The sequence below is a fragment of the Pseudonocardia aurantiaca genome (assembly GCF_039526725.1).
Classification (GTDB): Bacteria; Actinomycetota; Actinomycetes; order Mycobacteriales; family Pseudonocardiaceae; genus Pseudonocardia; species Pseudonocardia aurantiaca.
This window is the reverse complement of record NZ_BAAAJG010000012.1, coordinates 205,257-226,978: the sequence shown is the minus strand read 5'-3', so window position 1 is coordinate 226,978 and position 21,722 is coordinate 205,257. Positions and strand designations below refer to the sequence as shown.

The window sequence follows — 21,722 nt, the reverse complement described above, 5'->3', positions numbered from 1 at the left end:
AGGTGCCGAGAACGGAGCAACAATGACCGCGTCCGTCGAACCGAGCATGATGGACCCGGAACTGATCGCCGATCCCGTCGGCGGATACAACCGGCTGCGGGAGCAGGGGCCGGTCGTGCGTGGGCGCGCACCCGACGGCTCGCCGCTGTGGTTCGTCACGCGTCAGGAGGACGTGCGGGCCGTGCTGAGCGACCCGCGGTTCGTCAACTCGCCGGAATCCGTGCCGGGGGTCGGCGCGGAGAACATCCGCGACAACCTGCTGGCGCAGATCGGCGTCCCGGCCGAATACGCCCACTTCATCACTCGAACGATCCTCGACTCCGACGGCGTAGACCATCAGCGGCTTCGCAAGCTCGTCTCGCGCGCGTTCACGGTGCGCCGGATCAACGACCTCCGGCCCCGGGTCGAGGAGATCACCGCCCAACTGCTCGACGGCCTCACCGACCCAGCCGACCTGAAGGAGCAGTTCGCCTACCCGCTGCCGATCACGGTGATCTGCGAGCTGGTCGGCGTGCCGGAGGCGGACCGGCCCGGTTGGAAGGAGTGGGGCGCGGTCCTCACGCGGATGGACAACCCCGAGGCCGTGCCGGGCGCCATGCACGCGATGGTCGCCCACATTCGGGACCTCATCGTGCACCGCCGCACCGAGCCCGCCGACGACCTCCTCACCGCGCTCGTCCACGTCCGCGACGAGGGCGACGACCAGCTCAGCGAGGACGAGCTGATCACCATGGTGCTCACGCTCGTGTTCGCCGGCCACGAGACCACGGCCCACTTCATCGACGCCGGCGTGATCGCGCTGCTCCAGAACCCCGACCAGCTCGCCCTGCTGCGCGCCGACCCGTCACTGTGGCCCGGCGCCGTGCACGAGCTGATGCGCTGGTGCGGCCCGGTGCAGGTCACGCAGATCCGCTACGTCGCGGAGGACGCCGAGATCGCGGGACATCAGTTCACGCGCGGGGAGGTGGTGCAGACCGTGCTGGTGTCGGCGAACCACGATCCGCGCGAGTACACCGACCCGGAGCGGCTCGACGTCACCCGCCGCCCGTCCGGGCGCGGTGAGGGGCACGTCGGGTTCGGGCACGGCCTCCACTACTGCCTCGGCGCCGCTCTCGCCCGGCAGGAGGGGGAGGTGGCGCTGCGGGCGCTGTTCGAGCGTTTCCCGGACCTGGCGCTGGCGGAGCCCGAGCTGGAGTGGGAGCAGGTGCCCGGGATGCGGAAGGTGGCGAGGCTTCCGGTGCGGCTTGGCGCGCCGATGCAGTAGGGGCGGGTCGGGTGGGGGCCTGGCCCGCCCTTCGCCGGTACCGTTGTGTCCGGCGCCTTGGGTGGGAGGGGGTCGGCGTGGCCGACGATCTGGAGGGGTCGACCGGGGAGCGGATCAGGAGGCTTCGCGAACAGGCGGGCATGAGCCGTGCGGTTCTCGGCGGCCTGGTCGGCCGTAGCGCCGAGTGGGTCAAGGCCGTCGAGAACGGCAGGCTCCAGACGCCGCGACTTCCGCTCCTGCTCGGTCTTGCACGAGCGCTCGGGGTAGCAGACCTGGCCGAGCTGACCGGCAACGGGGTTGCCGTGCCTGTCGAGTCGTTCACGAGCGAAGCCCACTCGGCCCTGGGCGCGGTACGCGCTGCTCTCACTGACTACCGGCTGGTGCAGTCGGAGGTCCAGCCGGTCAGGTCGCGTCATCTCGCGATGCGGCTGGAACAGGCCTGGGCGATCCGGCACTCCACCCCCGACCACCGCACCGCGGTTGGTGCGGTCCTCCCCGCGCTCGTCCGGGATGCGCAGCAAGCGGTCAAGGCGGCGCGCGGCGAGGAACGGCGTGCGGCCCGCAAGGTGCTCGCCGGGGTTTACCAGCTCGCGGACTTCTACGTCGCCTACCAGCCTGCTCCGGAGCTCGTGTGGCTGGTTGCCGACCGGGCGCTGACAGAAGCTCAGGAAGCTGACGACCCGAATCTCATCGCTGGTGGCGCCTGGGCACTGACCCAGGCGCTCCGAGATGCAGGCCGCTGGGATGAGGCAATCTCGGTGTCCGAGGACGGGGCCCGGCAACTCGAGCCGCATCTGCAGAGCGACACCGCTCCGGACGACTGGCGCGGTATGTGGGCAGCGCTGACGTTCGAGACCGGATACGTCCACGCGCGCCGCGGGAAGTATGGGCTTGCCTGGTCATATTGGGACCGCGCCAACAAGGTCGCCGACCAACTGGGGCGGGCGTACCGGCACACGCAGTCGTCATTCAGCCAGGCGGTGATGAACGCGCATGGGGTCACGCTCGACGTGGAGCTGAGACGGTCCGGCGACGCGGTCCGGCGAGCCAACCGATTCGATGCGGCGTCGATACCGAGCATTGCCAGGCGGAGCAGGCACCTGGTCGAAGTTGCCAGAGCGCACTACCAACAGAACGATTTCACGGCCACCTACGCGCACCTGGTGGCCGCGTCCAACACCGCCCCGGAGACAGTGCGCTTCAACTCGTACGCGCGAGAGATGGCTATCGCGTTAGTGGCGAAGCCACCGACTGGGATGGCCGATGAAGTCAGGCGACTGGCTTCCGACGTCGGGATCGCTGTCTAGATCGCCCGAACGGGTATGGGTACGTTCTGTACCCGTCTGGCCACGGATCGCTTCTAGCGTCCGGGCAGTGGGGATCCCAGCCGACCTCGTCGCATTCATCTCAGCCGAGCCCGGGATGGCCCAGCGGCTCTACGACGACCACCGGGACGACGGATCCGGGCATTGCCGTGCGTGTACGGGCGGCGGGCAGGCGGGTCGGTACGTGTGGCCGTGTTCGCTGCGGCGGGCCGCCGAGGTCGCTGCCGCCGGTCGGCGCGAGCGGTGAATCGTGCTTGGCCGGGCCGCCCGCGTACGACCGTGGTGCTGACCGCTCGTGCCAGTGACGGGAGCGTGCTGTTGCGGCGGCCGATCGACGTGGTTCCCGACCAGCAGCACTCGGTGGAGCTGCCGGAGGACGCGTGGCTCGTCACGCTGGAGGCGCCGAGGCGGTCGCGGGTGGAGTTGGGGAAGCTGCGCCGGTCCGTGGCGTTGCCTGCCGCGCGGGGTCGTGCGCGGTGGCGGGAGGACTCGGACACCGTGATGTGGTGGCGCTGGCTGCGCGCCGACTGGCACGCCCGGCGTCGGCGCCGTCGGCAACGACGAGCCTGACCTGTGGATAACTGCCTGTGCTCGAACGGATGTTCGACTAGTATGGAGGCGTGTCCACCGGTTCGGTCGCCGCCGTGAACCGCCTCCTCGACGAGGCGGCTGACGCGCTGGACGCGCTCGGGCCGGGTGCCGGGGCGGATGAGTTGATCGCGGCGCTGGCGGCGTCGGAGCGGATGGCGCGGCGGATGGATCGGGCCGCGGTCGCTCTGGTGGCCGTTTTGGATCGACAGGGTGTGTTCGCTGAGCGCGGTTACAAGTCGGTGGCCGGGGCGCTGGGTGATCTGCTGGGGTGGGAGCGGTTCGAGGCCCGGCGGCGGGTTGTTGCCGCCGAGCAGGTGTGTCCGCGGACGGGTCTGGATGGTTCGCAGCTTCCGGCTCGGTTGCCGGCCACGGCGGAGGTGTTCGCGGCGGGTCGGGCGGGGCTGCGGCATGTCGAGGTGGTGGCCCGGGTGCTGGGCAGTCCTGCGGCGGACCGGCTGGCGCCGGAGGTGTGGGCTGATGCCGAGGTTCAGATCGCCGCGAAGGCGGACGAGTACACGCCCTCGGAGCTGCTGGTGTGGGGTACCGCGCTGGTGGAGGCGTTGGATCAGGACGGGGCCGAGCCGGATGACCGGCCGCCGCCGCAGGTCAACGAGCTGCACCTGATCCGGCACCGCGGTCGCCCCGGCGGCACGGTGAAGGGCCGGTTCGATGACGCCGTCATGTTCGATGCGGTCCCGCGCGGTGGCTGCGCGCGGGGGTGGGTGTGAGTTCCCAGGTTGTGGACGGCCGCCGTCGTGGTCGGAGGTGCACCACGTCGTCGGGTGGCAGGAGGGCGGGCCGACCGCGTTGCAGAACCTCGTAATGGCGTGCCGGGTGCACCATCGGTTGCTGCACCACTCGGAGTGGATCGTGCGCATCCGGGATGGGCTACCGGAGTTCGTCCCGCCTGGGTGGATCGACCCGGAGCGAAGACCCCGGCGTAAGCCTCTCCCACACCTGGTCGCGAGCTGAGCACGATGCTCTCGTCAGCAAGTCGAAGCCTCGGGCTCAGCGCGGACTCGACCGAATGCCGACCGGGCGCGGCGGGCGGGGCATTGTGCGGCCGTGGGTGCGTTGCTAGAAATGCCCGTTCCGAGCGTCGTTGCCGGCAAGCGACGGTCGGCCTGCCCCGATTCGATCCGATCGCGACCGCGGTCAGCCCGAAGAATCAGGACGAGGAGGCACGGTATGACCCAGTCGACGATGGATCCGACGTTCTACCGCTCGGCCGCCGAGGCCGCCGCCGCTCCGCCGGAGCAGCTGGCCTACGTCGTCGCGTTCGACCGGGCGGCGCAGAAGCACGATGCGATGACCGTGGTCGACGTGAATCCGGAGTCCGACACCTACGGCAGGGTGGTCGGCTGGACGGACGTTCCCGGAACCGGACACGAGCTGCACCACTTCGGCTGGAACGCCTGCTCGAGCGCGCTGCGGCACGAGGGCCACGACATGTCAGGACTCGCCCGCCGGTATCTGCTCGTGCCGGGCCTGCGGTCGTCGGACATCACCGTGCTCGACACCCAACCGGACCCCCACGCCCCGCGCGTCGTCAAGACGATCAGCGCCAAGGAGCTGTCGGCCAAGGCGGGCTACTCACGCCCGCACACCATGCACTGCGGGCCTGACGGCGTGTTCCTGACCTGCATCGGCGGCCCCGAGGGCGACGCCGACGCCCCCGGCGGAATCGCGCTGCTGGACCACTCCACGTTCGACGTCCTGCGCCGCTGGGAGACCGACCGCGGCCCGCAGCACTTCGCCTACGACGCCTGGTGGCATCTCAACCAGAACACGCTGATCTCCAGCGAGTGGGGCAGCCCGTCGATGATCGAGAACGGACTCGTCCCTGAGCTGCTGCTGGGCGGGAAGTACGGCCATGCGCTCCATTTCTGGGACCTCGCGGAGGGCCGGCACGTGCAGCGCGTCGACCTCGGCGCGCAGCACCAGATGCCGCTCGAGGTGCGCCCGTCCCACGACCCGGAGGCGACCTGGGGCTTCGTCGGGGTGGTGATATCCACCGAGGACCTGTCCGGGTCGATCTGGCGGTGGTACCGCGACGGCGCGGAATGGAAGGCCGAGAAGGTCATCACGATCCCGCCCGAGCCCGCTGATCCCGAACAGCTGCCGCCCGCGCTCAAGCCATTCAGCGCCGTGCCGCCGCTCATCACCGACATCGACCTCTCCGTGGACGACCGGTTCCTCTACGTCTCCTGCTGGGGGACCGGAGAGCTGAAGCAGTTCGACGTCTCGGACCCCGCACACCCGATGGAGGTGGGGTCCGTCCGGATGGGCGGCATCGTCGGCCGCACCCCGCACCCGGCCGAGCCCGACCTGCCCCTCGCGGGCGGACCGCAGATGGTCGAAGTCAGCCGCGACGGCAGGCGGGTCTACTTCACCAACTCGCTCTACGGAGCGTGGGACGAGCAGTTCTACCCCGACGGGGTCGGCGCATGGATGGCCAAGCTGGACGCGGGAGCGGACGGCGGGCTCACCGTCGATGAGCGGTTCTTCCCGCACGGGGACGAGTTCCGGGGCCTGCGGGTGCACCAGATCCGGCTGCAGGGCGGTGACGCCTCGTCCGACTCCTACTGCTACCGCTAGTAGGACTTCGGCAGGCCCAGGGTGTGCTGGGAGATGAAGTTGAGGATCATCTCCCGGCTCACCGGCGCGATCCGCGCTGCGCGCACCGCGCCGATGAGGGTGCCCACCCCGTACTCCATCGACATGCCGTTGCCGCCGTGCGCCTGCACCGCGGCGTCCACGGCGTTGATCGCGGCCTCCGCGGCGGCGTACTTCGCGATGTTGGCCGCCTCGCCCGCGGCGGCGTGGTCGCCCGCGTCGTAGAACCATGCGGCGCGGGTCGTGGCCATCCGGGCCAGCTCCACCTCGACGTGCGCCTTCGCGAGCGGGTGCGCGATCGCCTGGTGGCTGCCGATCGGCGCCTTCCACACCGTGCGGTCCTTCGCGTAGTCGACGCCCTTGCGCAGCGCGTACCGGGCGAGGCCGTTCGAGTAGGCCGCCACCGTGATTCGCTCGGGGTTGAGCCCGGCGAACAGCGCTGCGAGCCCCGCCTCCTCGCCACCGACCAGTGCGTCGTCCGGGAGGTGGGCGTCGTCGAAGAACACGGTGAACTGCTTCTCCGGGCTGTGGATCGCCATGTCGATCGGCTGGAACGTCATCCCGGGCGTGTCGGTCGGCACGATGAACATCGCCGGCCGCAGCGTGCCAGAGGCCGCGTCCTCCAGGCGGGCGACGACCAGCGTCGCGTCGGTCTCGTCGACACCGGAGATGTAGTACTTGGTGCCCGAGAGCCGCCAGCCGCCCGCCGGGTCGCGTCGGGCGGTGGTGGTGATGCGGTGGGAGTTGGAGCCGGCGTCCGGCTCGGTGATCGCGAACGACATCCGCACCGAGCCGTCGGCGAACCGGGGCAGCCACCGCTCCTTCTGCTCGGCCGTGCCGCTCGTCGCGATCACGGTGGCCGCGATGGCCGGCGACACCACGATGAGCAGCAGCGGGCACCCGGCCGCGGCGATCTCCTCGGCGACGATCGACAGCTCGACCATCCCGGCGCCGCCCCCGCCGTACTCCGCAGGTACCGCGACACCGAGGTAGCCCGCGGCGCCCGCGTCGGCCCACAACTCGGTGGTCTTACCGCCGGTTCGGGCCTTCTCGAGCATGTAGCCGTGGCCGTATTTCGCGGCCATCGCCGCGACCGAGGAGCGCAGCAGCTGCTGCTCGTCGGTCTCCCGCAGATCCATGCGGGGGAGGGTGCCGGTGCCCGGGCCGCCCGGTCAAGATCGGCGGTCGTGGAGCTGCAGCAGCAGGTATGCGGCGAGCGTCGGGGAGTCGGTGATCTCCCCGGCCTGCACCATCTTCTCCAGCTCGGCGGTGGTGAACCAGGCGGTGCGCATGTCCTGCTCGCTCGCCTCGCGCTGCGGCGGGCCCGCTGTCAGGTCCGTGGCGAGCCACACGTTGCCGCGCTGGCTCGACGTACCCGGCGCGAGGTGGAGCTTCCCGATCTGTTCCATCCGCCCGGCGACCAGGCCCGTCTCCTCGCGCAGCTCCCGGGCGGCGAGCACGGCGGGATCCACCTCGCCGCGGCCGGGCGCGGTACCTGCGGGGAACTCCCACTCGCGCTGCTGCACCGGGTACCGGTACTGCTCCACGAGGTGCAGCCGGTCGCCGTCGCGGGGGATGACCAGCGCGAACGTGGGCTTGTCGACCACGCCGTAGATGCCCTCGGTGCCGTCGGCGCGTCGCACGGCGTCCTCGCGGACGGACATCCACGCGTTCGCATAGACCTGGCGGCTGCTGAGCGTCTCCACACGGACAGCGTGCCGGGCGCCCGGATCGGGCACGATCGCGGGGTGCGCGCGTCCCGGCTGGTCACCCTGCTCTTCACGCTCCAGCGCATGCGCAGGGCGACGGCGGCGGAGCTGGCGCACGAGCTGGAGGTCTCGGAACGCACGGTCTACCGCGACGTCGCCGCGCTCTCCGAGGCGGGCGTCCCGCTGTACACGGAGCCGGGACGCGGCGGCGGCATCCGGCTGCTCGACGGCTGGCGCACCCGCCTCGACGGGCTGACCGCGCACGAGGCGGCGGCGATCTTCGCCGTCGGCGCTCCCCAGGTGCTCGCGGAGCTGGGGATGAGTGCGGCACTGGCGGGGGCGCAGGCGAAGCTCCTCGCGACGCTCCCGGCCGAGCTGCGGGAGCACGCGCGGAGCGTGGCGGAGCGGTTCCACCTGGATGCGCCCGGCTGGTTCCACACGCCGCAGCAGGTCACCCAGCTCGCCGCGGTGGCCGAGGCCGTGTGGGAGCAGCGGACGCTGAGAGTCACCTACCGGCGCCGCTTTGACGACGTGGAGCGCACCATCGAGCCGCTCGGGCTCGTGCTGAAGGCCGGCACGTGGTACGTCGCCTCCCGGAGCCGGGACGTCGTCCTGACCTACCGCGTCGACCGCATCACGAGCGCCGAGCCCACCGGCGAGGGGTTCGAGCGACCGCCGAACTTCGACCTGGCCGAATGGTGGGCCGGCGCGGCGAGCCGGTTCGAGGGGCAGATGCTGCGATCCACGGTTCGGCTGCGACTCGGCCCGCGCGGGCTGAAGATGCTTCCGCACGTGGCCGACCCGGACGCCGGGCTGCGCGCCGTCGCGCACGCCGGCCCGCCGGACGCCGCGGGCTGGCGCGAAGTCGAGCTCGACGTCGAGGGCATCACGGTCGCGGCGGGGCAGCTCACTGTGCTGGGCGGTGAGGTGGAGGCGCTCGACCCGCCCGAGCTGCGTGCGGCACTGGCCGCGAACGGAGCCGCGCTCGCCGCCCGCAACGCCCCGCCGGAGGTCAGCTGATCCGACGAGCATCTACTCTCCTCCGAGTGCGCCTCGTCATCGCTCGCTGCCAGGTGGACTACGTCGGCCGGCTCACCGCACACCTGCCGATGGCGCCGCGGTTGCTGCTGGTCAAGTCCGACGGATCGGTGAGCGTCCACGCCGACGACCGCGCCTACAAACCGTTGAACTGGATGAGCCCGCCCTGCTGGCTGGAGGAGCAGCCGGGCGTGTGGACCGTCCGCAACAAGGCCGACGAGTCGCTCGTCATCACGATCGACGAGGTGCTGCACGACTCCCGGCACGAGCTGGGCGTCGACCCCGGGCTGGTCAAGGACGGCGTCGAGGCGCACCTGCAGGAGCTGCTGGCCGAGCACCCCAACGTCCTCGGCGAGGGCTACACGCTGGTACGGCGCGAGTACATGACCGCGATCGGGCCGGTCGACCTGCTCTGCCGCGATGCCGGCGGGGCGTCCGTGGCGGTCGAGATCAAGCGACGCGGTGAGATCGACGGCGTCGAGCAGCTCACCCGGTACCTGGAGCTCATGAACCGCGACCCGCTGCTCGCGCCGGTCTCCGGGGTGTTTGCGGCCCAGCAGATCAAGCCGCAGGCCCGCACGCTGGCCGAGGACCGGGGCATCCGATGCGTCGCCGTGGACTACGACGCGCTTCGTGGCACTGAGAGCAAGGACCTGCGGCTCTTCTGAGCTCGCCGGGCTCGTCACCCGCTGCGCCGGCCTGGGGCGGCCCGTACGCGCCGCCGTCGGCCTGCACGGGTCGGGGCGCCGCCCATACGCTGGCCCCATGACCGCCGCCGAAGCGTCCGCCGCCGATGTCAGTGGTGTCCCGGCCACCTTCGAGTCGCTCGACCCGCGCACCGGCGATGTCGTCGGCACCCACCCGGTACACGACGCGGGCGCCGTCGAGGCCGCTGTGGCACGCGCCGAGTCCGCCGCGGAGTGGTGGGGTGATCTCGGCCACGCGGAGCGCCGCCGGCTGCTCGGCGAGTGGCGGAAGGTGCTCGTGCGCAAGCTCGACGACCTCGCGCGCGTCGTCACGGAGGAGACGGGCAAGCCCCTCGACGACGCGCGGCTCGAGTTGGTGCTGGCGGTCGACCACCTCGACTGGGCCGCGAAGCACGCCGCCAGGGTGCTCGGGCGCAGGCGCGTCGCGCCCGGTCTGCTGATGGGCAACCAGGCCGCGAGCCTCACCTACCGGCCGATCGGCGTCGTCGGCGTGATCGGGCCGTGGAACTACCCGGTGTTCACGCCGATGGGCTCGATCGCCTACGCGCTCGCCGCCGGCAACGCGGTCGTCTTCAAGCCCAGCGAGCTCACGCCCGGCGTGGGGGTCGCGCTGGCCGACACGCTCGCCGAGATCGTCGACGGCAGGCCGCTGCTGCAGGTCGTCACCGGTTTCGGGGAGACCGGTGCCGCGCTCTGCCGGGCGCCCGGCGTCGGGAAGATCGCGTTCACGGGCTCGACGGCAACCGGCAAGCGCGTGATGGCCACCTGCGCCGAGACGCTTACGCCGGTACTGATCGAGTGCGGTGGCAAGGACCCGCTGATCGTCGACGTGGACGCCGACCTGGAGGCGGCCGCGGACGCCGCAGTATGGGGCGGGATGTCCAACGCCGGGCAGACGTGCGTGGGTGTCGAGCGCGTCTATGTGCACGAGGCCGTCGCTGAGGAGTTCACGGCGAAGGTCGTGGCCAAGGCCCGCCGCCTGCGCTCCGGCTCCGGCGGCGACTTCGGCCCGATGACCATGCCGGCCCAGACCGAGGTCGTCCGCCGCCATGTGGAGGACGCGCTGGCGAAGGGCGGGCGGGCCGTCGTGGGCGGCGCCGAGTCCGTGCGGGAGCCGTTCGTGGAGCCGGTTGTGATCGTCGACGTCCCCGAGGACAGCACCGCCGTCACCGAGGAGACGTTCGGGCCGCTGCTCGTCGTCAACCGCGTGCCCGACGTCGACGAGGCCGTGCGCCTCGCCAACGGCACCGGCTACGGGCTGGGCGCCACGGTCTTCTCCCGGGCGCGCGGTGAGGAGATCGCCGCGCGGCTGCGCTGCGGGATGGTGTCGGTCAACGGGGTGATCTCCTTCGCCGGGATCCCCGGCCTGCCGTTCGGCGGGGTCGGCGATTCCGGGTTCGGCCGGATCCATGGAGAGGACGGGCTGCGGGAGTTCACCCGGCCGCAGGCCGTCGCGCGCCAGCGTTTCCCGCTCCCGGTGCCCGTCACCAGCTTCCGGCGCACGTCGCAGACGATGAAGGTGCTGGTCGGCCTCGTCCGGCTGCGGTACGGGAGGTAGCGCTCACAGCCCACGAATCCCACGGGGATGCGAGGATCGGGTGGTTTCCCAAGCAGTCGACTCTGGTGGAGGTTGCAGCGTGGCACGCGAGTTCCGGACGGTCGGAGTTGTCGGTTTGGGCACGATGGGCGCAGGGATCGTCGAGGTGTTCGCGCGCCACGGGCTGCAGGTGATCGCGGCGGAGGCCGACGCGGAGGGCGTCGAGCGCGGGCGGGTGCACCTCGAGACGTCCACGGCGCGGGCTGTCGGCCGAGGCAAGATCACCCGGGAGGACGCGGACGAACTGCTCGGGCGCATCACCACGACCACATCGCTCGCCGCCATGGCCGACGCCGACCTGGTGGTGGAGGCGGTGCCGGAGAGCCGCGAGCTCAAGACTGCCGTGCTCGCCGAGCTGGACCGCGTCTGCCGGCCCGATGTGATCCTGGCGTCCAACACGTCCTCGCTGTCGATCACGGAGCTGTCGGTCCGCACCGGGCGCCCCGGGCGCGTCGTCGGCATGCACTTCTTCAACCCCGCGCCGGTGCAGCGGCTGGTGGAGGTCGTGCGCACGGTCGTCACCGAGCATGACGTGATCGACGACGTCAAGGAGTTCGCCGCGACCCTGGACAAGGTTCCGGTCGTGATCGGCGACCGCGCTGGATTCATCGCCAACGCGCTGCTCTTCGGCTACCTCAACCACGCCGCGCGCATGTACGAGTCGCGCTACGCCAGCCGCGAGGACCTCGACGCGGCGATGCGCTATGGCTGCGGGTATCCGATGGGCCCGCTCGCGTTGCTCGACCTCATCGGGCTCGACACCTCGTACGAGATCCTCGACACGATGTACCGGCAGTCGCGCAACCAGATGCACGCGCCTGCCCCCGTGCTCAAGCAGATGATCACCGCCGGGCTGCTCGGCCGGAAGAGCGGCCGCGGCTTCTACACCTACGCCAAGCCGCACAGCTCGGAGGTCGTGCCCGACGCGCTCACGCCGGCCGGCGTCGTGCCGGAGGACACCCCCGTGCGCGACGTCCAGCGCGTCGGCGTGGTCGGCACCGGCACTATGGCGTCCGGCATCGTCGAGGTGTTCGCCAAGGCCGGATTCGACGTCGTGGTGCGCGGCCGCAGCCAGTCCAAGGTTGACGGCGCTTTCGCCGCGATCCGCAAGTCCCTCGACAAGGCCGTGGTGCGCGGCAAGCTCGACGAGGCGGAGCGCGACGCCGCCATCGCACGGATCACCGGCACCACCCGGCTCGAGGACCTCGGCGACGCCGATCTGGTGGTCGAGGCCGTCGCCGAGGAACTGGACGTCAAGCGGGCCGTCTTCGCCGCGCTCGACGAGGTTTGCAAGCCCGGCGCCGTGCTCGCCACCACGACGTCGTCGCTGCCGGTCGTCGAGTGCTCCGCGGCCACGTCCCGGCCCGGCGACGTGGTGGGCCTGCACTTCTTCAACCCGGCGCCGGTGATGAAGCTCGTCGAGGTCGTCTCGACGATCACCACCGCCCCCGACGTCGCGGCCACCGCGCTGGCGCTGTGCGCGCGGCTGGGCAAGGTGCCCGTCTCGTGCCGCGACCGCGCCGGGTTCATCGTCAACGCGCTGCTCTTCCCGTACCTCAACGACGCCGTGAAGATGCTGGAGGCGCAGTACGCCACCGCAGACGACATCGACGCCGCGATGAAGACCGGCTGTGCGCTGCCGATGGGCCCGTTCGAGCTGCTCGACGTGGTCGGGCTGGACGTCTCGCTCGCCATCGAACGCTCGCTCTACCAGGAGTTCCGGCTCTCCGGGTTCGCACCGGCCCCGCTCCTCGAACACCTCGTCATGGCGAGGCGGCTGGGACGCAAGACCGGCCACGGCTTCCGCGATTACGCCGCCCGCTGACGCGTTCTGCTTCCGTGCCCCGCGCCAACCGGCCCAGACGGCCCGAGCATGTGCCCCTGCGCTCGGCCGAGCTCACCCGCCGCGAGAGCGGGCCGGACGGCGAATGGGTGGTGCGCAGCGTTTCCGGCTCGTCGTCCACGAAGGACTACCGCTGTCCTGGTTGCGACCAGCTCATCCGCGCCGGCACGGGCCACGTCGTGACGTGGCCCGCTGAGGAGTGGGGCTCCGTGGCCGACCGGAGGCATTGGCACGTCGCATGCTGGGCGGCACGAGGGCGGCGCCGCCCGGGGCGGCGCCGCTGACGGGGTCAGCTGGGGGCGCTGGCCCGCGCGTGCGGCCTCGGGCTCGGGCGGTGGCCGGTGCCGTTGGCAGTGCCGTCGCCCGTGCCGGGCTCCGGAGCGGCGGCGGTCTCCGGAGGGGCGGCGGGCTTCGGAGCGGCGGGGGTCTTGCGGGTGGCGGGCACCGGGACGGCGGGCGCCGCGGCCAGCGTGGTGATCATCTCCTCCAGCACCATGCGGGTGCTGTCGAGCTGCTCGGCGATGCGCGTGCGCGCGACCAGCAGCTCGGCGGTGCGGTGCTCGGCCGCGGCGATTAGGGCCTGGGCCTGTGTTTCGGCCGCCGCAAGCATCTCCCTGGCCTGGGCGGCGGCGGCCTCGCGGCGCTCCTCGATCTCGGTGCGCGCGGCGGCCCGCTCGGCCGCGATCGCCGCGATGGCTTCGGCGCGGCGCTGGTCCATCGCGATGGTGAAGTCCTCCTCCACCTGAGTGCGTTCGGCCTCCGATGTCGCCCAGGCCTTGGCCCGCTCCTCGGCCGTCGCGGCGACGAGCGCCGCGTGCTCCCGCTCGGCAGCGGCCCGCTCCGCGGCGAACTTGCGCACGTCGGCCTCGTGCTCGGCGGCGAGCGTCTTGCGGGTGTGCGCGATCTCCTGCTGCAACCGCTCGGCCTCGGTTCTGGCCTCGTTCTGGAGGCGGTCGGCCTCCTCGCGGGCGGCCGCGAGGAGCTGCGCGGCCTGCGCGTCGGCCTCCTTCGTGCGCCGGTTGACGTCGGTCTCGGCGCGGCCGAGCATCTCGGCGACCTCGTCCTCGGCCAGCCGGAGCATCGTCCGGATGCGCTCGCTCGTGGTCTGCGCGCTCTGTTGCGGGCTCGCGAGCGCACGTACCTGGGCGCGCAGCTTCTCAGCGCGCACCCGGGCCTCGTCAAGGTCGCTGGCGAGCTGGACGGCCTGCGCGAGTGCCGCGTCCCGATCGGCGACGAGGATGCTCACCTCGGCGTCCAACCTGCGCAGATGGGCGTCGACCTGCCCCTGGTCATAGCCCCTGCGGACGACCTCGAAGCCGGTGTCAGACGAGGATGAAGAGGGTTGTCCGGCCATGGGCTCACCGTACCGGGCGAGCCCCGAACGGCGTCCGCGAGCACGCTCCGTGGTGAATGCGACCACTCCTTGAGGCCTGCCCGATTCAGACGCCGCGGAAGCGGTTGATCGCGTCGATGTGCCGTTCGCGCTTCTCCGGGTCGGACACCCCGAGCCCCTCCTCGGGTGCGAGCGCGAGCACCCCCACCTTGCCCTGGTGGGTGTTGCCGTGGACGTCCATCGCGGCCCGGCCGGTCTCCCCGAGCGGGTACACCTTCGACAGCGTGGGGTGGATCAGCGCCTTGTCGATCAGCCGGTTGGCCTCGTAGGACTCGCGGTAGTTCGCGAAGTGCGAGCCCACGATCCGCTTGAGGTTCATCCACAGATAGCGGTTGTCGTAGGTGTGCTCGTAACCCGACGTGGAGGCGCAGGTGACGATGGTGCCGCCCCGCCTGGCCACGTACACGCTCGCGCCGAAGGTCTCCCGGCCCGGGTGCTCGAACACGATGTCCGGGTCGTCGCCTCCGGTCAGCTCGCGGATCTTCGCGCCGAAGCGCTTCCACTCCTTCTGGTCCTGGGTGTGCTCGTCTGACCAGAAGCGGTAACCCTCCGCATTCCGGTCGATGATCAACTCCGCGCCCATCGCCCGGCAGATCTCGGCCTTGGCGGGCGACGAGACGACGCAGATCGGGATGGCCCCGCCGTTGAGGACGAACTGCGTGGCGTACGAACCCAACCCGCCCGACGCGCCCCAGATCAGCACGGTGTCGCCCTGCTTCATCCCGGCCCCGTGGTGCGAGACGAGCTGCCGGTACGCGGTGGAGTTGACCAGGCCGGGGCAGGCGGCCTCCTCCCACGTCAGGTGCGCGGGCTTGGGCATCAACTGGTTGGACTTGACCAGTGCGAGCTCGGCCAGGCCGCCGAAGTTCGTCTCGAAGCCCCAGATGCGCTGCTGCGGGTCGAGCATGGTGTCGTCGTGGCCGTCCGGGCTCTCCAGCTCGACCGACAGGCAGTGCGCGACGACCTGGTCGCCGGGCTTCCACGCGTTGACGCCAGGGCCCGTCCGCAGCACCACACCGGCCAGGTCGGAGCCGACCACGTGGTAGGGCAGGTCGTGCCGCTTCGTGAGCGAGGAGATCCGCCCGTACCGACGCAGGAACTCGAAGGTCGAAATCGGCTCGAAGATCGACGTCCAGACGGTGTTGTAGTTGATGGCGCTGGCCATCACCGCCACGATCGCCTCGCCTGGTCCCAGCTCGGGGGTGGGCACCTCGTCGAGGTGGAGGCTCTTGCGCGGATCCTTCTCGTGCGACGGGATGCCGTCGAACATCTCCGCCTCGTCGGCGTGCACTGTCACGCCCCGGTAGTGGTCCGGCACGGCGAGGCCGGCGAGCGCGTCGTACTGCTCGGCGAGGATGGCGTCGAGGATCTCCTGCACGGTCGGCCTCCGCTGGCTCAAATCGTGTTGCTTGGTATCCCAAGACCTACTGCGCGGTATGGTAACCGCCGTGGCCCGTCCCATGCCGTCCCGCCGCGTGACCAGGCCCACTGGTCAGTGCGGGTGGTCAGTGCGGCGACTCCGATGCGGGCTCCACCAGCTCAACGAGCACGCCGCCCGCGTCCTTCGGGTGTACGAAGTTGACGCGCGAACCGGCAGTGCCCCGCCGCGGCTCGTCGTAGAGCAGCCGCGCGCCCTTCTCCCGCAGCGCCGCGCAGCTCGCGTCGATGTCCGCCACGCGGTAGGCCATCTGCTGGATGCCGGGGCCGTTGCGGTCGAGGAACTTGCCGATGGCGGAGTCCGGGCGCAACGGCGCGAGGAGCTGCACCGCCGCGCCCGCGTCGCCCGGCGCGGAGAGCATGGCCTCGCGCACGCCTTGCTCCTCGTTGGTCTCGGTGTGTGTGGCCACCAGCCCGAACATCGAGCCGTACCAGTCGATGGCCGCGTCCAGGTCTGCCACGGCGATGCCCACGTGGTCGACCGCCAGAACTGTGTGCTCTCCCATGCCCGGAATGTAGCCGCGACCGCCCTGACGTGCTCCAGGATCGCTAGTGCGAGGCGTCACGGACATGATCGGGCCGCGGACCGCGAACTTTCGTCCTACCGGCGGGTATCGTCGATGCACCCCGCCGCAGCCGCTGGAGGTCAGCCGTGTCCGGATCCGTGATCGTCGCAGGCGCCCGCACCCCGATGGGGAAGATGTCGGGTGGGCTCAAGGACTTCAGTGGTGCGCAGCTTGGCGCCGTGGCGATCAAGGCCGCGCTGGAGCGGGCCGGGGTGGCCCCGGAGCAGGTCGAGTACGTGATCATGGGGCAGGTACTCACCGCGGGCGCCGGGCAGATCCCCGCCCGGCAGGCCGCAGCAGGTGCCGGCATCCCCATGAGCGTGCCCGCGCTGACCATCAACAAGGTCTGCCTCTCCGGTGTCGACGCGATCGCATTGGCGGACCAGCTCATCCGCGCAGGTGAGTTCGACGTGGTGGTGGCCGGTGGGCAGGAGTCGATGACGCAGGCGCCGCACCTGCTGCCCAGGTCGCGCGACGGGTTCAAGTTCGGCGACGTCACGATGCTCGACCACATGGCCCACGACGGCCTGTTCTGCGCCTTCGACCAGATGGCCATGGGTGCCTCCACCGAGAAGTTCAACTCGCGCTACGGCCTGACCCGCGAGGAGCAGGACGGGTTCGCGGCCCGCTCGCACCAGCTCGCCGCCAAGGCCGCCACCAACGGGACGTTCGCCGACGAGATCGCGCCCGTGACCGTGCCGCAGCGCAGGGGCGAGCCGAAGATCGTGGACACCGACGAGGGCGTGCGGGGCGACACCACGGGCGAGAGCCTCGCGAAGCTGCGTCCCGCGTTCTCGTCCGACGGCACGATCACGGCGGGCTCGGCCTCGCAGATCTCCGACGGCGCCGCTGCCGTGGTGGTGATGAGCAAGGCGAAGGCGGAGGAGCTGGGCCTGCCCTGGATCGCCGAGATCGGCGCCCACGGCGTGGTGGCCGGCCCGGACGCGAGCCTGCACGAGCAGCCGGCCAACGCCATCGAGAAGGCGTGCGCCAAGGAGGGCATCGACGTCGCCGACCTCGACCTCGTGGAGATCAACGAGGCCTTCGCCGCGGTGGGCCTGGTGTCCACGAAGAAGCTGGGCATCGACCCCGACAAGGTCAACGTCAACGGCGGTGCCATCGCGCTCGGCCACCCGATCGGCATGTCCGGCGCCCGCATCGCGCTGCACCTCGCGCTGGAGCTGCGCCGCCGGGGCGGCGGGATCGGCGCGGCGGCGTTGTGCGGTGGCGGTGGTCAGGGTGACGCCCTGATCATCCGCGTGCCGGCGGCGAGCTGACCGCACCGGAATGGCGCGCCCGGTCGACGTGCCCGACCTGGTGGACCGCGCCCGGCTCGGCGAGCAGCGGGCCGTCGCGCGGCTGATCTCCCTGGTCGAGGACGACGGGCCGGGCCTGCGTGAGGTGGCACAGGCGCTCGCCCCGCATACCGGCCGCGCGCACGTCGTGGGGGTGACCGGGCCACCGGGCGTGGGCAAGTCGACCTCGACGTCCGCGCTGGTCGCAGCTCTGCGGGCGCAGGACCGGCGAGTGGGCGTGCTGGCCGTGGACCCATCGTCACCGTTCTCCGGCGGAGCTCTGCTGGGTGACCGCGTGCGGATGGGCGAGCACGCCACGGACGAGGGTGTGTTCATCCGCTCCATGGCCACCCGCGGCCACCTCGGTGGGCTGGCCTGGTCGACCCCCCAGGCGCTGCGCGTGCTCGACGCCGCCGGGTGCGACGTGGTGCTCGTGGAGACGGTGGGGGTAGGGCAGTCCGAGGTGGAGGTGGTGGGGCTCGCCGACACCACGGTGGTGTTGCTCGCCCCGGGCATGGGCGACGGCATCCAGGCCGCGAAGGCGGGCATCCTCGAGGTGGCCGACGTGTTCGTTGTGAACAAGGCCGACCGCGAGGGCGCCGCCCAGACCGTGAGGGACCTGCGGCACATGCTCATGCTCGGCGAGCAGCCCGCCCACGGCGGGTGGGAACGCCCTGTGGTGCGCACCGTGGCTGTGCGCGGGGAGGGTGTGGCCGACCTGGTGGGTGCGCTCGACGCACACCGCCGCTGGCTCGACCAGAGCGGTGAACGCAACAGACGCCGGCTCGCCCGCGCAGCGGCCGAGATCCAGGCGATCACCCTGGAGCAGGTGCGGGCCCGGATCGGGGATCTGCGCGGCGCGCTCGGCCTGCCGAAGCTCGCGGCGCGGGTGGTGGCGGGCGAGCTGGACCCGTACTGCGCGGCCGACGAGCTGGTGGCGGAGCTGGGACGGGACTGAGCGGAGCCCGGCGCGCGATGTGCGCGTTCCATGCTCACCGCCCCTTCACCGTTCCCTGTGGAGCGCGGACAGCCGGGCGATGATCCGCTCTGCGCCGATGCCCGTGGCGATCTCGCGGGCCGTGCGCGCGTGGCCGGCCGCGATCTGCGGCTGCTCGGCCGCAAGCGCCAGCGCGAGATCGGCGTGCACGGCGGCGCGATGGCGAGCCGAGCGGGGCCGGGCCGCAAGAGCCTGCTCCAGCGGCCGGACGGCGGCCCCTGCGTCGCCCAGGCTGACGAGGGTGCGGCCGTGCCAGCGGTGCAGGTCGGCGAGCTCGACGACCGGGCGCCCGTCCGGGCGGAGGGCGTCGGCCGTCGGGACGGCCGCTGGAATCGCGGCCCGAGCCTCCTCGGCGTCGCCCGCCGCTGCTCGCGCGACGGCACGGGCAGCGGCGAGCCACGTCTGGGCGGCGTCGGAAGCGAACGGCCCGGCGGCGTCGACGACCTCGACGGCGGTGGCGGCCTCACCCACGTCGACCAGCACCGCGGCCTGGCCCGCCACGGCGACGGCTTCGGCGGCGGGCACCTCCGCCTCCCGGGCCGCGGCGCGGGCCCGCTCGTAGCGCAGCCAGGCATGGTCGGGCCGGCCCCGGTCGAGCTCCTGCGCTCCCGCGAGCGCGGTGGTCCAGGCCAGCACCGCGGCCACGGCCGCCCGCTGCGCCGTGGCGGTGGTGTGGGTGAGGGTCTCGTCGAGCTGATCGGCCTGTGCGCGGACCAGCTCGCCCGCTCCCGCGGCCCCGAACTCGTCGTCCAGCCGCGTGGCGGCCGCGAGCTGCTGCCACCACGACTCCATGCCCGCCTGCCGGACGGCGGCCGCCGCCGCTAGCGCTGCCAGCAGACGCTCCCGGGCGCCGACGGCCGCGGGATCGGCAGCAGCGCCCGCGATGCCCAGCTCGGCCGGGGTGCGTTCGTACAGCTCGCCGAGAAGTGCGCGGTACTGCGGCTCGGGGACCGCGTGGCCGTTCTCCCAGCGGGAGAGCAGCGTCTTGAGGCTCGGCGCCGCCGCGACCGGGGCGCCCGCGGCCTCCCCGAGCGCGGCCAGCCGGCGCGCGGCATCGCTCTGTGACCAGCCCCGGGCCGCGCGTGCCGCGCGCAGCGCACCGGGCCCGCCCGCTGCGCTCATCCCTCCGGTTTCCCCGGACATCTCGACCCTCCCTGGTGGCGGCGCCGTATCGGCCCGCCGGCGTCCTGTTCGTCCGAGATTGTCGGACCCGGCGTCTAGTGTCAACCGCGTTGCCGCAACAGGGCGTCAACAGTGATGATTATGGAGGGCGGGGCATGGATCTCATGACGTGTTCGGTGAGCGCGCTGGCCGGTTCAGCGGGCGGGGCGGTCACCGGCTATTGCACTGCGCGGCGGGTGGCCGGTGGCGGGGAGCGGCGCAGGATCCGGCGGGCCAGGCGGGCGCGCCGGGCCGAGCGCGGCCGCACGATGCGGGCGTGGCCGGGCAGCGCCGCGCGCCGTCCCCGACCACCCGGCGACCGTGGCCACGGCACGCCGCCCGACGGCTCGCTCGAATGAGCGCAGCACGTGGAGCGGCGTCGGCCACGGGTGACGTCAGCGGTTGGAGTGCGCTCCTGGGGCGGCGCCGCCGTGGCGGCGCCCGGTTTCAGGTGAAGTCGCCCGCTGCCCGCCGCACCTTTCCGAGCAGCTCGGTGAGCTGCGACTCCTGCTCCACGCTGAGGCCGCTCATGCCGAAGTCGATGGCCGTCACCGACTTCGTGGCGTCCTCGAGGAGGGCAGAACCGCGCTCGGTGATCTCCACCAGCGTGGCCCGCCGGTCGGTCGGGTGCGGGATGCGACGCACGAGACCGTCGGCCTGTAACCGGTCGACGATGTTGGTCACGCTGGTCGGGTGGAGCTGAAGTCGTTCGCCCATCACACGCATCGGCAGCTTGCCCGTGCGGGAGAAGGTGAGGAGCACCAGCGCTTCGTACCGCGCGAACGTGAGGCCGTGCGGCCGGAGGGCGCCGTCCACTGCTGAGAGGAGGATCTGCTGCACACGCATCACGCTGGTCACCGCGGCCATCGTGCGCGCGGGGCCGATCCGCTCCTCCCAAAGCACCGCGGCGCGCAGGATCGGGTCGAACGGTAGCGGCTCCCGACTGGCCATGACCGGCGACGCTAGCAAAGGTGGGCGCCTCCGTTGGTTTCGCGGCTGTCGGGGTGGGCCGCCGGGGTTGCGAGCGGCGCCCGGTTCCGGCCGGCTCGGGTCCGGGTCCGGTCGGGTTGATCAGGGGGTCGCGGGGCGGGACGGCGCTGGGGCAGGCTGCTGTCATGCTCTTCGCCTTCAGCATCGCCCCTGCCGGACTCGCCACCGACAGCGTGAGCGACATCGTGGCGGACGCCGTCCGGGTCGTCCGCGAGTCCGGGCTTCCCAACGAGACCACGTCGATGTTCACCACGATCGAGTCCGAGACCTGGGACGAAGGGATGGACGTGATCAAGCGGGCGGTCGAGGCCGTGCAGGCGCGCGCGCCCCGGGTCAGCCTGGTGCTCAAGGCCGACATCCGGCCCGGCTACAGCGGACAGATGCAGTCGAAGGTCGACCGGGTCGAGTCGGTGCTCGGCGAGGAATGACAGCCATCCGACCGGGCCGCGCCGCGAGGTGCGGCCCGGTCGCGGGAAAGACGCTCGGCGGGAGCGTCAGCGCATCGCGACGTTCAGGGTGTAGAAGAAGACGCCGATCAGGACGGCCGCGCCGCCCAGCGCCATGGCGATCTTGGCCTGCCTCGCCGACACCGGACGGCGCACGGCGGTCGCGCCCAGGCCGATGGCAATGGCGCCGAAAATCCAGCCGAGGATCGAGATCCAGCTGACGAGCAGCGCGATGCCGCCCACGATGAGGGCCGCCTTGCCCAGCGTCGGGCTCTCGTTCTTGGCGGTCCTCTTGCGGGCGTCCTCGAGCAGGCGTTCGGCGATGGTGTTCTCCGTGCTCATGCAAGTTCCTTCGAGAGGGGAAGCCGCGAATCGCGGCTGGGCCGATGTCTACGCAGAGCGACCGTCCGGTCACTCACGAATAATCAACGATTGGCTCGGTCGTCTGGTGCTCCGCCGGTCCGGTGACCGATTGCGCTCCGCACCCGGCGAATCGGGCTCCGTGCACGACTGGCGGTAATCGGAAGCGCGAGAAGTCGACCGGATCGGCTGACCTTTCCGGCAGATCGCCGGGCGTCCTACTGTTCACGGCATGGTGACGGGCACGTCGCGGCCTTGCTCACGGCGGGCCTCGACCCGGCCGAGGCCGGTTGTCGACGCGATCCTCGCCGGCGACGCCTTCCTCGCGGCCAACCCGATCGGGCTGCAGCCGCTCGTGCAGGCGGGCTGAACGCGAGCCGTGGGCGA

General features: G+C 71.8%; 25 protein-coding genes. 17 read left to right on the top strand and 8 right to left on the bottom strand.

Annotated features, from left to right (window positions below):
• Nucleotides 1-22: 22 nt before the first annotated feature.
• From ABD143_RS20900 to ABD143_RS20875, 7 genes are all read left to right on the top strand, one after another.
• Nucleotides 23-1,264, top strand: coding sequence for a cytochrome P450 family protein (locus ABD143_RS20900; RefSeq protein ID WP_343980890.1), 1,242 nt, complete (start codon nt 23-25; stop codon nt 1,262-1,264).
• 77 nt (nt 1,265-1,341) lie between these two features.
• The gene (locus tag ABD143_RS20895; RefSeq protein WP_343980888.1) at nt 1,342-2,571 is read left to right on the top strand and encodes a helix-turn-helix domain-containing protein; all 1,230 of its coding nucleotides are present in this window, start codon (nt 1,342-1,344) and stop codon (nt 2,569-2,571) included.
• A gap of 67 nt (nt 2,572-2,638) precedes the next feature.
• On the top strand, nt 2,639-2,836 hold the full coding sequence (locus ABD143_RS20890) for a hypothetical protein (RefSeq protein WP_343980885.1): 198 nt from the start codon (nt 2,639-2,641) through the stop codon (nt 2,834-2,836).
• Between the two features lie 32 nt (nt 2,837-2,868).
• Nucleotides 2,869-3,159: a hypothetical protein gene (locus tag ABD143_RS20885; RefSeq protein ID WP_343980882.1), complete on the top strand. Its 291-nt coding sequence runs from the start codon at nt 2,869-2,871 to the stop codon at nt 3,157-3,159.
• A 50-nt stretch (nt 3,160-3,209) separates the two neighbouring features.
• Nucleotides 3,210-3,908 carry a DUF222 domain-containing protein gene (locus ABD143_RS20880; protein WP_343980880.1) on the top strand — a complete coding sequence of 233 codons (699 nt, stop codon included), beginning with the start codon at nt 3,210-3,212 and terminating at the stop codon, nt 3,906-3,908.
• Nucleotides 3,850-4,152, top strand: a complete 303-nt coding sequence (locus ABD143_RS38280; protein WP_379659893.1) for an HNH endonuclease signature motif containing protein — start codon at nt 3,850-3,852, stop codon at nt 4,150-4,152. The genes ABD143_RS20880 and ABD143_RS38280 overlap by 59 nt, the downstream gene beginning before the upstream one ends.
• Before the next feature lie 216 nt (nt 4,153-4,368).
• Nucleotides 4,369-5,778, top strand: coding sequence for a selenium-binding protein SBP56-related protein (locus ABD143_RS20875; protein ID WP_343980876.1), 1,410 nt, complete (start codon nt 4,369-4,371; stop codon nt 5,776-5,778).
• Here ABD143_RS20875 and ABD143_RS20870 read toward each other — a convergent pair.
• Nucleotides 5,775-6,935 (bottom strand): acyl-CoA dehydrogenase family protein, encoded by a 1,161-nt coding sequence (locus tag ABD143_RS20870; protein ID WP_343980873.1) that lies wholly within the window; start codon nt 6,933-6,935, stop codon nt 5,775-5,777. The two genes, ABD143_RS20875 and ABD143_RS20870, sit on opposite strands and share 4 nt — an antisense overlap.
• 33 nt (nt 6,936-6,968) lie before the next feature.
• Nucleotides 6,969-7,502: an NUDIX domain-containing protein gene (locus tag ABD143_RS20865; protein WP_343980871.1), complete on the bottom strand. Its 534-nt coding sequence runs from the start codon at nt 7,500-7,502 to the stop codon at nt 6,969-6,971.
• Between the two features lie 42 nt (nt 7,503-7,544).
• Here ABD143_RS20865 and ABD143_RS20860 point away from each other — a divergent pair, with 42 nt between their 5' ends.
• The 5 genes from ABD143_RS20860 to ABD143_RS20840 all read left to right on the top strand — a co-directional run bounded on the left by ABD143_RS20860 (nt 7,545) and on the right by ABD143_RS20840 (nt 12,974).
• Entirely contained in the window at nt 7,545-8,525 is a 981-nt protein-coding gene (locus ABD143_RS20860) for a helix-turn-helix transcriptional regulator (protein WP_343980869.1), read from the top strand.
• Nucleotides 8,526-8,551: 26 nt separating this feature from the next.
• Nucleotides 8,552-9,211, top strand: coding sequence for an endonuclease NucS (nucS, locus tag ABD143_RS20855; protein WP_343980866.1), 660 nt, complete (start codon nt 8,552-8,554; stop codon nt 9,209-9,211).
• A gap of 97 nt (nt 9,212-9,308) precedes the next feature.
• Entirely contained in the window at nt 9,309-10,808 is a 1,500-nt protein-coding gene (locus tag ABD143_RS20850; protein ID WP_343980864.1) for an aldehyde dehydrogenase family protein, read from the top strand.
• A gap of 79 nt (nt 10,809-10,887) precedes the next feature.
• On the top strand, nt 10,888-12,672 hold the full coding sequence (locus ABD143_RS20845) for a 3-hydroxyacyl-CoA dehydrogenase family protein (RefSeq protein ID WP_343980861.1): 1,785 nt from the start codon (nt 10,888-10,890) through the stop codon (nt 12,670-12,672).
• A 14-nt stretch (nt 12,673-12,686) separates the two neighbouring features.
• Complete coding sequence (locus tag ABD143_RS20840) at nt 12,687-12,974, top strand: hypothetical protein (RefSeq protein WP_379659892.1); 288 nt, start codon at nt 12,687-12,689, stop codon at nt 12,972-12,974.
• A 5-nt stretch (nt 12,975-12,979) separates the two neighbouring features.
• On the opposite strand, the gene ABD143_RS20835 is transcribed toward ABD143_RS20840, so the two are convergent.
• The 3 genes from ABD143_RS20835 to mce all read right to left on the bottom strand — a co-directional run bounded on the left by ABD143_RS20835 (nt 12,980) and on the right by mce (nt 16,026).
• A complete protein-coding gene (locus ABD143_RS20835; RefSeq protein ID WP_343980854.1) occupies nt 12,980-14,044 on the bottom strand; it encodes a hypothetical protein in 1,065 nt (354 codons plus the stop codon).
• Between the two features lie 85 nt (nt 14,045-14,129).
• Nucleotides 14,130-15,461 carry a crotonyl-CoA carboxylase/reductase gene (ccrA, locus tag ABD143_RS20830; protein WP_343980852.1) on the bottom strand — a complete coding sequence of 444 codons (1,332 nt, stop codon included), beginning with the start codon at nt 15,459-15,461 and terminating at the stop codon, nt 14,130-14,132.
• 127 nt (nt 15,462-15,588) lie between these two features.
• Nucleotides 15,589-16,026, bottom strand: a complete 438-nt coding sequence (mce, locus tag ABD143_RS20825) for a methylmalonyl-CoA epimerase (RefSeq protein WP_343980848.1) — start codon at nt 16,024-16,026, stop codon at nt 15,589-15,591.
• A gap of 146 nt (nt 16,027-16,172) precedes the next feature.
• On the opposite strand from mce, the gene ABD143_RS20820 reads away from it, so the two are divergent.
• Nucleotides 16,173-17,363 (top strand): acetyl-CoA C-acetyltransferase, encoded by a 1,191-nt coding sequence (locus tag ABD143_RS20820; protein WP_343980845.1) that lies wholly within the window; start codon nt 16,173-16,175, stop codon nt 17,361-17,363.
• Nucleotides 17,364-17,373: 10 nt separating this feature from the next.
• On the top strand, nt 17,374-18,339 hold the full coding sequence (gene meaB, locus ABD143_RS20815; protein ID WP_343980842.1) for a methylmalonyl Co-A mutase-associated GTPase MeaB: 966 nt from the start codon (nt 17,374-17,376) through the stop codon (nt 18,337-18,339).
• Between the two features lie 45 nt (nt 18,340-18,384).
• On the opposite strand, the gene ABD143_RS20810 is transcribed toward meaB, so the two are convergent.
• The gene (locus ABD143_RS20810) at nt 18,385-19,521 is read right to left on the bottom strand and encodes a hypothetical protein (RefSeq protein WP_343980839.1); all 1,137 of its coding nucleotides are present in this window, start codon (nt 19,519-19,521) and stop codon (nt 18,385-18,387) included.
• Nucleotides 19,522-19,655: 134 nt separating this feature from the next.
• On the opposite strand from ABD143_RS20810, the gene ABD143_RS20805 reads away from it, so the two are divergent.
• Nucleotides 19,656-19,898: a hypothetical protein gene (locus ABD143_RS20805; protein ID WP_343980836.1), complete on the top strand. Its 243-nt coding sequence runs from the start codon at nt 19,656-19,658 to the stop codon at nt 19,896-19,898.
• An 88-nt stretch (nt 19,899-19,986) separates the two neighbouring features.
• Here ABD143_RS20805 and ABD143_RS20800 read toward each other — a convergent pair whose 3' ends face one another.
• On the bottom strand, nt 19,987-20,490 hold the full coding sequence (locus ABD143_RS20800) for a MarR family winged helix-turn-helix transcriptional regulator (RefSeq protein WP_343980833.1): 504 nt from the start codon (nt 20,488-20,490) through the stop codon (nt 19,987-19,989).
• Between the two features lie 164 nt (nt 20,491-20,654).
• Between ABD143_RS20800 and ABD143_RS20795 the strand changes: the two genes are divergently transcribed.
• A complete protein-coding gene (locus ABD143_RS20795; protein WP_343980831.1) occupies nt 20,655-20,957 on the top strand; it encodes an MTH1187 family thiamine-binding protein in 303 nt (100 codons plus the stop codon).
• 66 nt (nt 20,958-21,023) lie between these two features.
• On the opposite strand, the gene ABD143_RS20790 is transcribed toward ABD143_RS20795, so the two are convergent.
• Complete coding sequence (locus ABD143_RS20790; protein WP_343980828.1) at nt 21,024-21,317, bottom strand: hypothetical protein; 294 nt, start codon at nt 21,315-21,317, stop codon at nt 21,024-21,026.
• Between the two features lie 250 nt (nt 21,318-21,567).
• Between ABD143_RS20790 and ABD143_RS20785 the strand changes: the two genes are divergently transcribed.
• Nucleotides 21,568-21,705 carry a hypothetical protein gene (locus tag ABD143_RS20785; RefSeq protein ID WP_343980825.1) on the top strand — a complete coding sequence of 46 codons (138 nt, stop codon included), beginning with the start codon at nt 21,568-21,570 and terminating at the stop codon, nt 21,703-21,705.
• Nucleotides 21,706-21,722: the final 17 nt, after the last annotated feature.

Coding starts and splice junctions, on each gene's coding strand:
- ABD143_RS20875 (WP_343980876.1), top strand. CDS start 4,369: ATGACCCAGTCGACGATGGATCCGACGTTCTACCGCTCGGCCGCCGAG.
- ABD143_RS20900 (WP_343980890.1), top strand. CDS start 23: ATGACCGCGTCCGTCGAACCGAGCATGATGGACCCGGAACTGATCGCC.
- ABD143_RS38280 (WP_379659893.1), top strand. CDS start 3,850: ATGACGCCGTCATGTTCGATGCGGTCCCGCGCGGTGGCTGCGCGCGGG.
- ABD143_RS20870 (WP_343980873.1), bottom strand. CDS start 6,935: ATGGATCTGCGGGAGACCGACGAGCAGCAGCTGCTGCGCTCCTCGGTC.
- ABD143_RS20810 (WP_343980839.1), bottom strand. CDS start 19,521: ATGTCCGGGGAAACCGGAGGGATGAGCGCAGCGGGCGGGCCCGGTGCG.
- ABD143_RS20850 (WP_343980864.1), top strand. CDS start 9,309: ATGACCGCCGCCGAAGCGTCCGCCGCCGATGTCAGTGGTGTCCCGGCC.
- meaB (WP_343980842.1), top strand. CDS start 17,374: ATGGCGCGCCCGGTCGACGTGCCCGACCTGGTGGACCGCGCCCGGCTC.
- ABD143_RS20835 (WP_343980854.1), bottom strand. CDS start 14,044: ATGGCCGGACAACCCTCTTCATCCTCGTCTGACACCGGCTTCGAGGTC.
- ABD143_RS20785 (WP_343980825.1), top strand. CDS start 21,568: ATGGTGACGGGCACGTCGCGGCCTTGCTCACGGCGGGCCTCGACCCGG.
- ABD143_RS20805 (WP_343980836.1), top strand. CDS start 19,656: ATGGATCTCATGACGTGTTCGGTGAGCGCGCTGGCCGGTTCAGCGGGC.
- ABD143_RS20795 (WP_343980831.1), top strand. CDS start 20,655: ATGCTCTTCGCCTTCAGCATCGCCCCTGCCGGACTCGCCACCGACAGC.
- ABD143_RS20790 (WP_343980828.1), bottom strand. CDS start 21,317: ATGAGCACGGAGAACACCATCGCCGAACGCCTGCTCGAGGACGCCCGC.
- mce (WP_343980848.1), bottom strand. CDS start 16,026: ATGGGAGAGCACACAGTTCTGGCGGTCGACCACGTGGGCATCGCCGTG.
- ABD143_RS20800 (WP_343980833.1), bottom strand. CDS start 20,490: ATGGCCAGTCGGGAGCCGCTACCGTTCGACCCGATCCTGCGCGCCGCG.